Source organism: Longispora fulva, assembly GCF_015751905.1.
GTDB classification, from domain to species: Bacteria; Actinomycetota; Actinomycetes; order Mycobacteriales; family Micromonosporaceae; genus Longispora; species Longispora fulva.
On the sequence record NZ_JADOUF010000001.1, the window covers coordinates 7,689,891 to 7,704,063 of the forward strand.

Here is a 14,173-nt window from a genome sequence, read left to right on the forward strand (position 1 = left end):
ACCTGACACCCCCTCCCCGACAGTCGGAATGGGACCTAATACAGATCCTAACGATCCAAACGCTCCGTGGTCGACCACTTGTTGGTATGTATTTCCGCCCTGGCGAGTAGATCGGTCCACCGCAGAGCCCCGTCCGTGGGGGTCGACCACCCCGCTGTACTGGACACCAAGCGGGTTTCGGGCCGCTCCAGCCACGTGTGTAACAGATCGGTCTCTTCCAACGCCTCGGTCGGTCCGAGGACGGTCTCGGCGGTCCGCAACAGGAGATCGAGGGTCGGCCGGGGATGCTGGCGGGGCGGCGAGGTGCCCGCGGCCGCCAGCCGGCCGTGCCGGATCACGCTGATCTCCCAGCCGCCCGCCGACGTCGGCCGGGCCGCGACGAGCTCCCCGACGGCGGCGAGCGCGCCCAGCCGGGCCACCCGGATCGCGCCGCGCAGCGTCCGGGCGAGTTTGGTCCGCTCGAGGGCCGCCTCCTCGTACCGCTGGGCGGTGGAGAGCCGGTCGATCCGGCCGAGGTGCCGCTTGACGTGGGCGTCGAGATCCTTCACCGGCCGGGGCGGCCGGCGCGGGTACTTCGACCTCTTGTTGTACGGCGGCTGGTGCGCCACGATCATGCGCAGCTCCCGGACCTCCGCCTCCAGGGCGTGCGCGCACTCCACGGCCTCGATCCGCTCGGCCAGCCTGATCATCGAGGTCATTCTCGCCCGGTTCTCCGACGCGGTGAAGTAGCTGTTCACCCGAGTGGCCAGGTCCGAGCTGGTCCCCACATACAGCGGGAGGTCGGCGGCGTCGCGGAACACGTAGACGCCGGGGGCGTGCGGGATGCCCCTGGCCAGGTGCTTCTTGCCCCGCCGTTCCGGGTCGGAGATCTTCATGTAGGCCGTCAGTTCGTCGAACGTGTCGACGTGCTTCAACCGGCCGAGCAGGCCGTGCAGCACGTCCACGGTCGCGCGGGCGTCGTCGAGCGCCCGGTGGATCGGCTCGGTGTCCGCGCGGAAGAACGCGGCCAGGGTGCCGAGCTTGCAGTTGGGCACCTCGTCGCGGGTCAGGGTCCTGCGCGCCAGCGGCACCGTGTCCAGGGTGCGCGCGCCGGGCCAGGCCCGCCCGGTCCGGGCGCACGCGGCCTTCAGGAAGCCGATGTCGAACGGCGCGTTGTGCGCGACGAGCACCGCGCCCTCGGCCCATGCCAGGAACTGCGGCAGCACCTCGGCGATCGGCGGCGCCTCGATCACCATCGCGTCGGTGATCCCGGTCAGCACCGAGATGTACGGCGGGATCGGGCCGCCCGGGTTGACCAGCGTCGAGAACTCCCCGAGCACCTCGCCGCCGCGCACCTTCACCGCGCCGATCTCGGTGATCTCCGAGCCCTGCGGCGAACCGCCGGTCGTCTCCAGGTCCACGACCACGAAGGTCACCTCGCGCAGCGGCTCGCCGAGGTCGTCGATGGTCGTCTGCAGCACCGGGACACCGTACCCGTGGGGTCCGACACCGCCCGTCACGTGGCCGGCCGGACGTGGGCGGTGAGACACTACTGGGATGTACCGCCCCGCCGCGACCCCGACCGCGCCGTACGGCCTGCCAGGCCGCCCGTCGTGCGGTTCCGTGGCGCCATGACGGGCGAGGAGTACACCCCGGACATTCCCGACGCCGAGCCGCAGTTGCCCGAGCCGGTCCGGCAGCGGGTCATCGCGCTGGTCGCCGGGGCTTTGTCGGGTTTGCCGTTCGACGAGGTGCCTGCCGCACTCAAGAAGATCGCCAGGTTCGCCCCGAATCGTCGGGCCCGGCTCGGCGGCCCGCTGCTCGCCGCGCACGTCGCCGCCGACCCGCTGTTCCGGCAGCGGATCGGCAAGAAGGTGCTCGAAGAGGCCGGTGAGCTGGGCGAGGCGCTGCTGGAGGGCGCGTGCCCGGCGGCGGCCGACCCGGTCGAGGTCGCGGCGCTGGCGTACCTGACCCGGCCCGACGGGTGGATCGACCTCGTCGAGGCCACCGCCGTGGCCGTCCGCGCCGAGGCCGACAGCGCCGCCGTCGAGGAGCGGATCCACACCGCGGAGGCGCGGGCCAACCGGGCCGAGCACGAGCGCAACACCACCCGGGTCGAACTCGACCGGGCCCGCGACGAGCTGGCGAAGCTGCGCACCGAGGCCAACCAGCTCCGCGAGGAGACCCGGGCGCTGACCCGCGCGGCGCAGGAGGCGGAGCGCCGGGAGAAGAAGGCGACGGAGATCCTCGGTACCGAGAAGGGGCGTTGGACGAAGGCCGCCGCCGACCACGACGCCGAGTTGCGCCGGATGCGCGCCAAGGTGACCGACCTGGAGGGCGCGCTGGAGACCGCCCGGCACACCGGCCGCGACGCCCGGGCGCTCGGCGACGCGCGCACGTGGCTGCTGCTGGAGACGATCAGCCAGGCGGCCCAGGGCCTCCGCCGCGAGCTGTCCCTGGAGCCCACCACCCGGCTGCCCGCCGACTTCGTGGCCGAGGTGTCCGCCGACCTGCCCGACAAGCTCGCGTCCAGCGCCCGGGCACTGGAGGCCAACGACCCGGCCCGGCTCGACCAGCTGCTGTCGTTGCCGAGAGTTCACCTGGTCGTCGACGGGTACAACGTGACGAAGACCGGCTTCGGTGAGTTGTCATTGGAGCAGCAACGGACCCGCCTGGTGACCGGCCTCGGCGGGATCGCCGCGCAGACCGGGGCGGAGGTGACCTGCGTGTTCGACGGAGCCGAGCGGATGCACGGGCTGCCGCCCACCCCGCGCGGCGTCCGGGTGCTGTTCAGCAAGAAGGGCGAGACGGCCGACGAGCTGATCCGCCGCCTGGTCCGCGCCGAGCCCTCCGGCCGCCCCGTGGTCGTGATCTCCACCGACCGCGAGGTCGCCGACGGGGTCCGCCGGCACGGGGCGTACCCGCTGAGCTCCGAGACCCTGCTGCGGAGGCTCAACCGGAAATGAGGCGCTGGGCAGCGGTCCACCGATCCGGTGCCGGGTCGGTCAGTCGGGCCGTCGGCATGGCGGTCCTCGTGCTCCTCGCGCTGTCGCTGACCGCCCCGCCGGGTTCCGCGCCCGTGGTGGCCCACAGACGCCTGGTCGGCGGTGCCGCCGGGCCGGCGCCCCGGCCGTGGATCGACCGCAGCTCCGACACCGTCCTGATCCTCGGGCACGCCGGCGGCGAACGGCTGATGAGCCGGATCCTGTGGCCGGCCACCGGGGCCGTGGAGGTCGTGACCGAGGTGTGGGGCTCCTGGGAGCGGCACGTCACCATCATCGTGCCGGCGGACGTGGACGAGCTGCGGGCGCTGATCGACGAGGACGGCGACCTCACCCACGTCGCGGCGCTCACCGACCCGAGCGGCCGGGTCGTGGTGAACCCGGACGTGTTCGGGGCGCTGTCCCCGGCCGGCCGGCAGGTCGTGCTCACCCACGAGATCACCCACGCCGCCGCTCGGGGCACGACGTCCGACCTGACGCCGTACTGGCTGGCCGAGGGCCTCGCGGAGTACGTGGCGCACCGCGACTCCCCGACCAGGGACCGCAGCATCGCGAAAGAGCTCGCCGACGAGGTGCGGGTGGGCCGGCTGCCGGTCCGGCTGCCGGCGCGGCACGAGTTCGCGGGCGAGCGGCAGGCCCAGGCGTACCAGGAGGCGTGGCTGATCTGCCGTTTCATGGTCGAACGGGCCGGCGAGGAGACCCTGCTGCGGGTCTACCGGCGGGTGTCGGCCGGCGCGGACTCCGACCGGGTGTTCCGCGAGGAGCTGGGCCTGACCGAGGAACACCTGGTCGAACACTGGCGGGAGTACGTGGAGAGGCGACTCGGATGAGAACCACCGCGTGGTGGGTGCTGGCCGCACTGGTCGTGGCCGTCGGCGTGATCCTGGTGTTCCTCGTGCCCTGGGCGGCCACCCCGCCGAGGTCCGAGCAGTTGGCGGCGCTCGGCACCCTGCCCGCCGACAAGGTGGCCAGGGCCCGGGAGTTCCACACCGCGCTGCGCCCCGGCAGCTACGGCGCCCTGCTGCTCGGCCTCGCGCTGTCCGTGGTTCTCGGCCTGACCCCGCTGGGGGCCAGACTGCTCGGGCTGCTGCCGGCGCACTGGCTGGCCAGGGGCGTGCTCGGCGGTCTGGTCCTGGTGACCCTCGGTCAACTGCTGACCCTGCCGGTGGCCGCCTGGCAGGAGACGATCCTGCGCAGGTACGGGCTGTCCACCCGCGACTGGGGCTCCTGGGCCCTGGACGTGCTCAAGGGGTACCTGCTGGGTGCCCTCCTCACCGCCGTCGCCCTGGCCGCGTTCTACGCCCTGGTCCGGTACGCGCCCCGGTGGTGGTGGGCGTTCGGTGCGGCCGGGGCGGCGCTCGTCGTCGTGGTGCTGTCCTTCGCGCTGCCGGTGCTCGTCGAGCCGGTGTTCAACACGTTCACCCCGATGCAGAAGTCGTCCCTGCGGGACTCACTGATGGCACTAGCGGAGCGCGACGGCGTACCCGTCAGGGACGTGCTCGTCGCCGACGCGTCCCGCCGGACCCGCGCTGTGAACGCCTACGTCTCCGGCCTCGGCCCGACCCGCCGGATCGTCGTGTACGACACCCTGCTCACCGAGGCCCCGCCCGAGGAGGTCGCGTCCGTCGTCGCGCACGAGCTGGGCCACGCCAAGGACAACGACGTGCTGCTCGGTACCGTCGTCGGCGCGCTCGGGGCCGCCGCCGGCGTTGTCGGCCTCTACCTGCTCGGCGGCTGGACCGGGCTGCTCCGCCGCGCCGGGGTCGAGTCGGTCACCGAGCCGAGGGCGCTGGCGCTGCTGTTCGCCGTCGCGGCGGTCGTCGGGCTCGTCTCCGGACCCTTCCAGAACCTGGTCTCCCGGCAGGTCGAGGCGCGGGCCGACCGGCACGCCCTGGCGCTGACCGGCGACCCCGCGACGTTCGAGGCGATGCAGCGCCGGCTGGCACTGGTCAACCTCGGCGACCCGGACCCGCCTGTGGTGGAATACCTGCTGTTCGCCAGCCACCCGTCCGCCGTCGAGCGGATGGCCGTGGCCCGCACCTGGAAGAAGCGCCGATGACGAGTAACCCCGCGCCGCCGAGGCGGCCCGCGCGGTGACCACCTTGCTGGTCACCAACGACTTCCCGCCCCGCCCCGGCGGCATCCAGTCGTTCGTGCACGCCCTCGCCGTCCGCCAGGAGTCCCTCGTCGTCTACTCCTCGACCTGGCGCGGCCCCGAGTCGACGGCCTTCGACCGGGCCCAGCCGTTCGAGGTGGTCCGCGAGGACACCGGGATGATGCTGCCCACCCGGGCCGTCGCCCGCCGGGCCGCCGAGATCGCCCGCGCGCACGGCTGCGACACGGTGTGGTTCGGGGCCGCGGCCCCGCTCGGGCTCCTCGCCGAGGGCCTGCGCCGCCGGACCGGCATCGAGCGCGCCATCGGCCTGACCCACGGCCACGAGATCGGCTGGGCGAAGCTGCCCGGCGCCCGGGGCCTGCTGCGCAGGATCGCGCGGCACACCGACGTGCTCACCTACCTCACCGAATATCAGCGGGTACGCCTCGCGCCGGCGCTGGGCACCCTCACCACCCTGGAACGGCTCGCGCCCGGCGTGGAGGTCGACACGTTCCACCCGGGGGTCGACGGCTCGGACATCAGGGCCCGGCACGGCCTCGGCGACCGGCCGGTCATCGTGTGTGTGTCCCGCCTCGTGCCCCGCAAGGGCCAGGACACCCTGATCCGGGCCATGCCGGCCGTGCTCCGCAGGGTGCCCGACGCCAAGCTGCTGCTGGTCAGCGGCGGCCCGTACCGGAAGGCCCTCGTGAAGCTCGCCGCCCAGGTCGGCGTGAGCGACGCGGTGGTGTTCACCGGCTCCGTGCCGTACGCCGAGCTGCCCGCGCACTACGCGGCCGGCGACGTGTTCGCGATGCCGTGCCGGACCCGGGCCGCCGGCCTCGACGTCGAGGGGCTGGGCATCGTCTTCCTGGAGGCCAGCGCCGTCGGGCTGCCCGTGGTGGCCGGCAACTCGGGCGGCTCACCGGACGCGGTCCTGGAGGGGGAGACCGGCTACGTGGTCGACCACGACTCCCCGGCCCTGGTGGACCGGCTCGTGGACCTGCTCACCGACAGGGAGCTGGCGGCCCGGATGGGCAAAGCCGGGCGCGCGTGGGTGGAGAAGGAATGGAACTGGGACGCCCAGGCCGCCCGCATGCGCACTTTGCTTGTGCCGACCCGCTGAGGACGACGCTGGACGGCGCATCGCGCAAAGGCGCAGGGCGAGCCCTAGTGCCGTCACGCGATGCTTGCCAGTCCCGCCCTCAGCGGGCCACCTCGCCTTGGATCAAGAGCCAGAGCAACGGCTAGGACAGGGCTGACGTGCTCGTCGGCAGGGCATACGCCACTGCCATGAGGCGCTCCAGCTCGCGGGTGATTGCTTTGCGGAGGCCGTCGTGGTCGCTGCACAGCTGCCACTCCGGGTGCGTCCACCGGTCCCGCGTGTAGCGCCGGACCGGGCCCGAGCGCATCTCCGGCGGCTCCCACGCGTAGCGCGGGAAGACGTGCGCGTGCAGGTAGTGGTCGGTGTTGCCAAGGATCTCGTAGTTGATCCGGCGGAAGTGCGGGTCGTCGCCGTTGCACGCGTTGAACACGGCCTCGCCGAGCAGCGCCATGTCCGTGAGGAACTGGGTACGCTCCTCCAACGGCAGGTCCGACAGGTGCTCGGCGTCGTCGATGTCCGACAGCAGGACGCAATATCCTGGCAGGAACTGGGTGTCGCCTATGACGGCGTAGCCACTCCGCATCTTCGCCAACACGGTCGGATTCTCACCGCGTCGGGCCGCTCCGATGCGGTCCTCCCGCCAGTCGCCCATTGCTCCTCCAAATTGGTCGAACGGTCGGAGGTTACCCAGTTCCAGCGCCCGGCGCCATGGATGCATTTGTTTTGTCACCTTTTAAGCCATCCGAGGTACCAGTCGATGGTCTCGCGTAGTTCCGCCGCACCTGTCACGGAGCGCCGTTCGAGTGTGCGGGCGGCGGTGCGCATGCACTCGGGCGCCGCGAGCAGCACGATCTCGGGATCCACCCCGTACGCCTCGCACAGGCCCTCGATCCGGCGCAGTCGGTCCGGCTCGGCGCGGAACCCGAACTCGCTGAACGGGCGCAACGAGATGGGCGCGATGGCCCAGGTGAGCTGGCACAGGTCGATCAACGGGCTCCGGGCGCCGGACAGTTCCCAGTCGAGGTAGCCGGCGGGGCGGGGGGCCCGCGGGGCGCGGGCGTGGCGTTCGCGCAGCTGGCGGCCGAGTTGGCGCAGGCCCTGCTCGCCGCGGAGCACGGCTGGCCAGGGGCGGCGCGTGACGATATCGAGGAGGGGCGTGGCCTCCACGGATCCCCCTTGCGGTTGTGGCACCTATTTTGTCCGAAATAGACGTGATAATAGGTACCACAACCGCGAGAGTGGATATGTGCCGCCTAGAAGCGCTGCTTGTCCGGTGGCTCCAGGATGCCCAACCGCAGGGCCGTCATCAGCGCCTGCGCGCGGTTGGCGGCACCCAGCTTCTCGTACAACTTGGAGATGTGGGTCTTCGCCGTCGACTCCGACACGTAGAGCTGCTTGGCGATCCCGGCGACGCTCATCCCGTCGGCGAGCAGCTTGAGCACCTGCCCCTCCCGGGGCGAGAGCTGCGGCCCGGACGGGGCCAACCGGCGCTTCATGGCCTCGGCCAGGTCGGCGGCCGTGAACGCGTTCGGCGTGGACGCGGCGTGCCGGGCTGCGGCCACCACGTCGTCGGCCGGCGAGCTCTTCGGCACGAAGGCGCTCGCGCCGGCCTCCAGTGCACCGAAGAGCTGGTCGTCGCCCGCGTACATCGTGAGCACGACGATGCCCATGGTCGGGTTGTTCTTCCGCAACTCGCGGGTCGCGTCGAGACCGCTGCCGTCGGGCAGCCGCAGATCCATGATCACCACCTCGGGCGACAGTGCGGCGCACAGCCGCAACGCCTCCGCCGTGGTGCCGGCCTCGCCGACCACCTCGAACTGCGGGTCGCGGTCGAACGCGTGCCTGAGACCCTTGCGGATCAGGTCATGGTCGTCGACCAACAGCACCCGGGTCGGTTCGCTGGACGTCGGGTCACTCATCTTTGATGCCCACCCCCTCTGATGCCGATACGCTACCGTGCCGGACGGCCGTGCCTAACACCATCACCACCGTGGTGCCTCGTGGGTCACGGGGGGCGATGGTCAGGTCACCCCGGATCCGCTCGGCGCGCTCGGCCATGATGGCCAGCCCGTAACTGCCGTCAGCGGGGCCGTCCCCGATGCCGGCGCCGTCATCGGAGACCTCGATTCGAGCGTACGGGGGATCAACTTCGCAAGTTACCCAGAGGTTCTCCGCCCGGGCGTGCTTCCTCGCGTTGGTGATGGCTTCCTGGGCGATTCTGAGCAATTCCCCCTCAATCGCCGCCGGAAGTCGGGAAGTCGACTCATCCAGGGACAGATGCACCCGCAACCCGGCCGACGAGCCGATCGTCCGGGCATAGTCGGAGATCGCCGCCGCCAGGCCGCCGTGCCGCTCGACCTCGCTGCGCAGCTCGAACAGGCTCAGCCGCAGCTCCGTGATGACCCGGGTCACCTCGGTGCGCAGTTCCTTGAGGTCGTTCTCGGCCCCCTCACTGCCCGGGGGCAGCTGGGCGAGGGCGTTGTCGATGCCGTAGCCGACCATGACCAGTTCCTGGGCGACCCCGTCGTGGATCTCCCTGGCCAGCCGCTGGCGTTCCTCGCTGGTGGCCAGCGTGCGCACCTCGTCGAACAGGAGCGCCGCCTCCAGCCGCAGCGCCGCCGGGCCGGCCAGCTCGGCGACCCGGGCGACGACCTGCGCCGGGTACGCACCCGGCTTGTCGTTCTCCAACGCCATCAGGCCGATCGTCCGTACGCCGGCCATCAGCGGCACGACCAGGGCCGACACCTCCTCGCGGGACCGCGACCGCGACAACGAGCGGGAAGAGGTCTGCGGCTGCTGGGTGGCCCAGGCGTCCGCCACGGCGCTCTCGGAGTCCACCGAGGTCTCCCAGTCGACCCGCTCCACGCCGAACTGGGCCAGCACCACGAGCCGGCCGCCGCCACTGGCCCCGAACACCGCGGCCCGGTCCAGGCCGGCCGCCTCGCGGACCTCGTCCAGCATGTGCGAGGCGATGCCGCCCGGGTCCAGGGTGCCGCCGGGCAGGTGCCGGGCGACCGTCCGCAGCTGGGTGAGCAGCCGGGTCGCCTCCGCGTACGGCTGGGGTCTGTTCCTCGTCGCCAACGCCCGGTGCAGCGCGCCCCCGAACGCCGCGGTGGCCGTGGAGATGGCCAGCCACTGCACGGCGGCCAGCAGGTTGTCCGAGCGGCTGAAGTTGCCGGTGAACGAGCCGAGGCCGAACAGCCCGATGCCGGCCATGGCGACCAGCAGGAAGGCCTCGGCGGCCCCCCGGTACAGAGCCGCGCCCATCACCGGGGCCAGCAGGTACGGCAGCAGGGTCCAGCCCTCGTCGGCCAGCGCCACCGCGCCGAGGACGGTCACGATGGTCTCGGCGGCCCGGCCGGCCCTGCCGTACACCGGATGGGTCGGTCTCAGGGTCGCCGGCAGCGCGGCGATGGTCAGGAGCCCGACCCACACCAGGGTTCTCAGGTCCTTCGTCGCCACCAGGCTGAGGATGGTGACGAGGACCAGGAGGCCGATCCGGACGGCGGTGGTGATGGTGCTCGGTCTGTACCACGCGCCGCCCGACTCGGAGTCGGGGTCATGACCCGTAGATGGCTGCGATCTCGTCGGCGTACTCCTTGCAGACAACGTTGCGCTTCACCTTCATCGACGGGGTGAGCTCACCGGTGGCTTCGGTGAAGTCCCGGGGCAGAATCCGGAAGACCTTGATCGCCTCCGCGTGCGAGACGGCCTTGTTCGCGTCGTCGACCGCGGTCTGCACCTCGGCCCGCAGCGCCTCGTCGGCCCGCAACTCCGCGATCGTACCGGTCCGGCCGTTCGCCTCGAGCCAGCGCGGGAACGCCTCCTCGTCGATCGCGACCAGCGCGGCGATGAAGGGCTGCTGGTCGCCGATGACGACGCACTGGCTGATCAGCGGGTGGGCCCGGACCCGGTCCTCGAGTACGGCGGGGGCCACGTTCTTGCCGCCGGCCGTGACGATGAGCTCCTTCTTCCGGCCCGTGATGAACAGGAAGCCGGAGTCGTCCAACTCGCCGATGTCGCCGGAGTGGAACCAGCCGTCGGAGTCGATCACCTCGGCCGTGGCGGCGGGGTTGTTCCAGTACCCCTTCATGACCTGCGGGCCCTTGACCAGGATCTCGCCGTCGTCGGCGATCGAGATCGTCGTGCCGGGGATCGGCCGGCCGACCGAGCCGATCCGCTGCAGGCCCGGCTCGTTGATGTTGGTCACCGGGGAGGTCTCCGTCAGGCCGTAGCCCTCCAGGACCGTGACGCCGATGCCGCGGAAGAAGTGGTTCAGCCGGTCGCCGAGCGGCGCGCCGCCGGACACGGCCCAGTTGCACATCCCGCCGAGGGCGACGCGCAGCTTGCTGTAGACCAGCTTGTCGAAGACCTTGTGCTGCAGGTTCAGCCCGAGTCCGGGGCCGCCGGTGTCCTGCGCCGTGCTCCACCGCACGGCGACGTCGGCCGCCCGGTCGAAGATCTTGCCCTTGCCGGCGGCGTGCGCCTTCTGCTTGGCCCCGTTGTAGACCTTCTCGAACACCCGGGGCACCGACAGGATGATCGTCGGGTGGAAGGACTTCAGGTCGTCGAGCAGGTTCTTCACGTCGGCCGTGTGCCCGATCGTGATCCGGCCGTGCACGAACGCGAGCTGGATCATCCGGGCCAGGGAGTGCGCCAGCGGCAGGAACAGCAGCGTCGCGCCGCCGTCGCCGAGGACCTCGCCGTAGTTGAAGAGGGCGTTCTCCGCGTTCGAGTACAGGTTGCGGTGGGTCAGCACGCAGCCCTTGGGCCGGCCGGTGGTGCCGGAGGTGTAGATGATCGTGGCCACGTCGGCGGCCTGGGTCGCGCCCCGGCGGGCCTCCACGGCGGCCAGGTCGGGCTCCGCCGGGGTCAGCTCGGCGAGCGCGCCGGCATCGATCTTCCACACGTTCTTCAGGGCGGGCAGCTCGGGGATCAGCGCCGCGTGCTCGTCGTGCTCGACGAAGCAGGCCACGGCCCCGGAGTCGGCCAGGATCCACTCGACCTGCTCGGCCGAGGACGTCTCGTAGATCGGGACGGTGACGGCGCCGGCAGCCCAGATCGCGTAGTCGATCACGCCCCACTCGTAGCGGGTCTTGCTCATCAGGCCGACCCGGTCACCGCCGGAGATCCCTGCGGCGATCATGCCTGCGGCCAGCGCGGCGACCTCGTCCCGGAACTCGCGGCAGGTCACGTCCGCCCAGCCGTCCGGGCCCGGGCGGCGGAACTGCACGACGTCACCGTGGTCCTGCGCGTTGGACCAGATCTTGTCCGTCAGCGTCAGGTCGTCGGGGACGGTCACGGCCGCTGGTACGGAGAATTCGCGCACTTCCGACTCCTTCACTAGCCCCCCGAGCAGCCCCACACGCGTGGGATCACCGCGAACTTACCCGCCAGTACGCTTGTGTGAACAGGCCCGTCACGGAGCTGATACTTTTCGAACCTATCAGGGCCGCCCGCGCGGTGGCGTCGGCGCGCCGCCCGTCCTCCCGGCCCGCCCCGTGGGAAATCGACGCGGCGCGCAGCGTCCCTGCGCCGTGCCGTCGGGTGCCTCGGCTCGCCCGCCGCGAAAAACCATGCGGCGCGCAGCGCCTCGGCACGCAGCCAGGTAGTCTTCGCTCTCATGGCGGACTCCTCGACCCAGTCGATCGTCGTCGCGGCCTCGCCCGCCGACATCGCTGCGGTGATCTGCGACTTCCCGCGCTACCCGGAATGGGCGGCGGCGGTGCGTTCGATCGAGGTGATCGAGGAGTACGAGGACGGCTACGCCAGCCAGGTCCGGTTCTCCCTCGACGCCGGCGTGGCGAAGGACGAGTACACGCTGCAGTACGAGTACGCGGACGACATCTCGCGGATCGAGTGGCGGCTGGTCGCCCCGTCGGCGCTGCAGAAGAGTCAGGTCGGCTCGTACGACCTGGTGGACAACGGGGACGGCACGTCAACGGTGACGTACACCCTCGCGGTGGAGCTGGGCATGAGCATGCTGGGCATGTTCAAGCGCAAGGCCGAGAAAATGATCATGGACACGGCTCTCAAGGAGCTCAAGCGGCGGGTGGAGAGCTCGAAGAGCTAGCCCCCGGCGCGGTGTCGGTAGACAAACGAAGGAGTCGGGTGGGACTCACCATCGGGATCGACGTCGGCGGCACCAAGGTGCTGGCCGGGGTGGTCGACGCGGACGGCACAGTGATCGCCCAGGCCCGCCGGGAGACCCCGGCCGACGACGTCGGGCGGACCCGCGAGCTGATCGTCGACGTGATCCGGGAACTGTCCGCCGCGCACCCGGTCGAGGCCGTGGGCATCGGCGCGGCCGGCTGGATCGACGCGGAGCGGTCCACGGTCCTCTACGCGCCCAACCTGGCCTGGCGGCACGAGCCGCTGCGCGACTCGATCGCCGCCGACATCGACCTGCCCGTGGTGGTCGAGAACGACGCCAACGCCGCGGCCTGGGCCGAGTTCCGGTTCGGAGCCGGGACGGGTACGAGGTCGCTCGTCCTGCTCACCGTCGGCACCGGCATCGGCGGCGGCATCGTGCTCGACGGCCACCTGATCCGGGGCGAGCACGGCATCGCCGCGGAGTTCGGGCACACCCTGGCCGTCGCCGACGGGCACCCCTGCGGGTGCGGGGCGCGCGGCTGCCTGGAGCAGTACACGTCGGGCACGGCCCTGGTCCGGTTCGCCCGCTCCGAGGCCCGGGACGGCGCCGGCGCCGCCGCCGAGCTGCTGGCGCTGGTCGGCGGGGACGTGGAGAAGATCGACGGGCCGACCGTCACCCGGGCGGCCCGCGACGGCGACCCGACGGCCCGCGCCGCGTTCGCCGAGATCGGCCGGTGGCTGGGCTACGGCATGGCCGACGCCGTGCAGGTGCTCGACCCGGCCGTCATCGTCGTCGGCGGCGGCGTCAGTGAGGCGGGGGAGTTGCTGCTCGACCCGGCGCGGCGCGCCTACGCCGATCGCCTGACCCAGCGCGGCAAGCTGCCGGTGGCGGAGATCCGCCAGGCCCGGCTGGGCAACCTCGCAGGACTGGTCGGCGCCTCGGACCTGGCCAGGCAACGCTAGCGCACAGATCGGGCCAGGCACGTTTAGCTGCTCACGAGGGACTGACGGCATGCCGAAGCTGCGGGTGGTCTCGTACAACGTGCGGGGTCTCAAGGACGACCGTGCCGCCCTGGGCGAGGTGATCCGCGACCTCGCCCCGGACGTCCTGTTCGCCCAGGAGGCCCCGCGTCGTTTCCGCTGGCGCCACAAGTGCGCGGAACTGGCCCGCTCCGGCGGCATGCTCTACGCCTCCGGCGGCCTCCCGGGCCTGGGCAACGCCATCCTGGTCAGCATGCGCGTCACCGTCGAGGAGGCCTGGGGCCTGCGCTACCCGCTGACCCCGGGCCGCCACCTCCGCGGCGCGGCCTTCGCCCGCTGCTCCGTGGCCAAGGTGCCCTTCCTGGCCGTAGGCACCCACCTGGCCACCGACGACACCGAACGCCCGGCCCAGGCGGCACTCCTGGCGGCCACCATCCGCGAGGCGGGCGGCACCACCATCTTCGGCGGCGACATCAACGAAACAGAGGGCGGCTCGGCCTGGCGCACCCTGGCCGACACCCGCACGGACGCCGGCGCCACCAACCAAACCCCGACCTTCAGCGTCACAAACCCCAGCCGCCGCATAGACGCCCTCTTCGCGGACAAGACCTGCACGGTCACGTCCTACAGCGTCATCGACACCCCAGCGGTCCGCCGAGCCAGCGACCACTTCCCCATCTACGCCGAAATAACCCTCTAACCCCCGAGTGCCCGGCCTACCGCCCCCTCCCCGGGGCGCGGCCAACAGACCGCAGCAACCCGGCAGCGGCAACCCTCACCCCTCAACAACCAGCCCCAAGGCGCAGACGAGGGGAGCACCTCTCCACCTTCCACGGGGGAAGAAGGTGGTGAGGTGCTCCGTGCGGAAAACACTACGCCGGTGCGCACGCGTCCGCTACCCCCCAACCGGCGGTCGACTCC

The 14,173-nt window shown here is 71.8% G+C and carries 13 protein-coding genes; 7 read left to right on the forward strand and 6 right to left on the reverse strand.

Annotated elements, in window-relative coordinates; all coding sequences use genetic code 11:
* Window positions 1–47 precede the first annotated feature (47 nt).
* Window positions 48–1,460, reverse strand: coding sequence for a DEDD exonuclease domain-containing protein (locus IW245_RS35590; RefSeq protein ID WP_233473064.1), 1,413 nt, complete (start codon window positions 1,458–1,460; stop codon window positions 48–50).
* Window positions 1,461–1,610: 150 nt separating this feature from the next.
* On the opposite strand from IW245_RS35590, the gene IW245_RS35595 reads away from it, so the two are divergent.
* The 4 genes from IW245_RS35595 to IW245_RS35610 are packed head-to-tail and all read left to right on the forward strand — an operon-like array spanning window position 1,611 to window position 6,199.
* Window positions 1,611–2,945, forward strand: coding sequence for an NYN domain-containing protein (locus IW245_RS35595; protein ID WP_197007481.1), 1,335 nt, complete (start codon window positions 1,611–1,613; stop codon window positions 2,943–2,945).
* A 56-nt stretch (window positions 2,946–3,001) separates the two neighbouring features.
* Window positions 3,002–3,811 carry a hypothetical protein gene (locus IW245_RS35600; RefSeq protein WP_197007482.1) on the forward strand — a complete coding sequence of 270 codons (810 nt, stop codon included), beginning with the start codon at window positions 3,002–3,004 and terminating at the stop codon, window positions 3,809–3,811.
* The gene (locus tag IW245_RS35605) at window positions 3,808–5,040 is read left to right on the forward strand and encodes a M48 family metallopeptidase (RefSeq protein WP_197007483.1); all 1,233 of its coding nucleotides are present in this window, start codon (window positions 3,808–3,810) and stop codon (window positions 5,038–5,040) included. Before IW245_RS35600 ends, IW245_RS35605 begins: the two co-directional genes overlap by 4 nt.
* A 34-nt stretch (window positions 5,041–5,074) precedes the next feature.
* Window positions 5,075–6,199, forward strand: coding sequence for a glycosyltransferase family 4 protein (locus IW245_RS35610; RefSeq protein WP_197007484.1), 1,125 nt, complete (start codon window positions 5,075–5,077; stop codon window positions 6,197–6,199).
* A 121-nt stretch (window positions 6,200–6,320) separates the two neighbouring features.
* Here IW245_RS35610 and IW245_RS35615 read toward each other — a convergent pair whose 3' ends face one another.
* The 5 genes from IW245_RS35615 to IW245_RS35635 form a co-directional block, all read right to left on the reverse strand.
* The gene (locus IW245_RS35615; protein ID WP_233473063.1) at window positions 6,321–6,773 is read right to left on the reverse strand and encodes an HIT family protein; all 453 of its coding nucleotides are present in this window, start codon (window positions 6,771–6,773) and stop codon (window positions 6,321–6,323) included.
* A 131-nt stretch (window positions 6,774–6,904) separates the two neighbouring features.
* Entirely contained in the window at window positions 6,905–7,345 is a 441-nt protein-coding gene (locus IW245_RS35620) for a hypothetical protein (protein WP_197007486.1), read from the reverse strand.
* An 86-nt stretch (window positions 7,346–7,431) separates the two neighbouring features.
* Window positions 7,432–8,097: a response regulator transcription factor gene (locus tag IW245_RS35625; protein WP_197007487.1), complete on the reverse strand. Its 666-nt coding sequence runs from the start codon at window positions 8,095–8,097 to the stop codon at window positions 7,432–7,434.
* A complete protein-coding gene (locus tag IW245_RS35630) occupies window positions 8,090–9,694 on the reverse strand; it encodes a sensor histidine kinase (RefSeq protein WP_197008856.1) in 1,605 nt (534 codons plus the stop codon). Before IW245_RS35630 ends, IW245_RS35625 begins: the two co-directional genes overlap by 8 nt.
* A 43-nt stretch (window positions 9,695–9,737) precedes the next feature.
* Window positions 9,738–11,507: an AMP-dependent synthetase/ligase gene (locus IW245_RS35635; protein WP_197007488.1), complete on the reverse strand. Its 1,770-nt coding sequence runs from the start codon at window positions 11,505–11,507 to the stop codon at window positions 9,738–9,740.
* 294 nt (window positions 11,508–11,801) lie between these two features.
* Between IW245_RS35635 and IW245_RS35640 the strand changes: the two genes are divergently transcribed.
* The 3 genes from IW245_RS35640 to IW245_RS35650 are packed head-to-tail and all read left to right on the forward strand — an operon-like array spanning window position 11,802 to window position 13,952.
* Window positions 11,802–12,251 (forward strand): SRPBCC family protein, encoded by a 450-nt coding sequence (locus IW245_RS35640; RefSeq protein ID WP_197007489.1) that lies wholly within the window; start codon window positions 11,802–11,804, stop codon window positions 12,249–12,251.
* A gap of 38 nt (window positions 12,252–12,289) precedes the next feature.
* A complete protein-coding gene (locus tag IW245_RS35645) occupies window positions 12,290–13,234 on the forward strand; it encodes an ROK family glucokinase (RefSeq protein ID WP_197007490.1) in 945 nt (314 codons plus the stop codon).
* 49 nt (window positions 13,235–13,283) lie between these two features.
* On the forward strand, window positions 13,284–13,952 hold the full coding sequence (locus IW245_RS35650; RefSeq protein WP_197007491.1) for an endonuclease/exonuclease/phosphatase family protein: 669 nt from the start codon (window positions 13,284–13,286) through the stop codon (window positions 13,950–13,952).
* Window positions 13,953–14,173 lie beyond the last annotated feature (221 nt).

Coding starts and splice junctions, on each gene's coding strand:
- IW245_RS35595 (WP_197007481.1), top strand. CDS start 1,611: ATGACGGGCGAGGAGTACACCCCGGACATTCCCGACGCCGAGCCGCAG.
- IW245_RS35600 (WP_197007482.1), top strand. CDS start 3,002: ATGGCGGTCCTCGTGCTCCTCGCGCTGTCGCTGACCGCCCCGCCGGGT.
- IW245_RS35605 (WP_197007483.1), top strand. CDS start 3,808: ATGAGAACCACCGCGTGGTGGGTGCTGGCCGCACTGGTCGTGGCCGTC.
- IW245_RS35625 (WP_197007487.1), bottom strand. CDS start 8,097: ATGAGTGACCCGACGTCCAGCGAACCGACCCGGGTGCTGTTGGTCGAC.
- IW245_RS35640 (WP_197007489.1), top strand. CDS start 11,802: ATGGCGGACTCCTCGACCCAGTCGATCGTCGTCGCGGCCTCGCCCGCC.
- IW245_RS35650 (WP_197007491.1), top strand. CDS start 13,284: ATGCCGAAGCTGCGGGTGGTCTCGTACAACGTGCGGGGTCTCAAGGAC.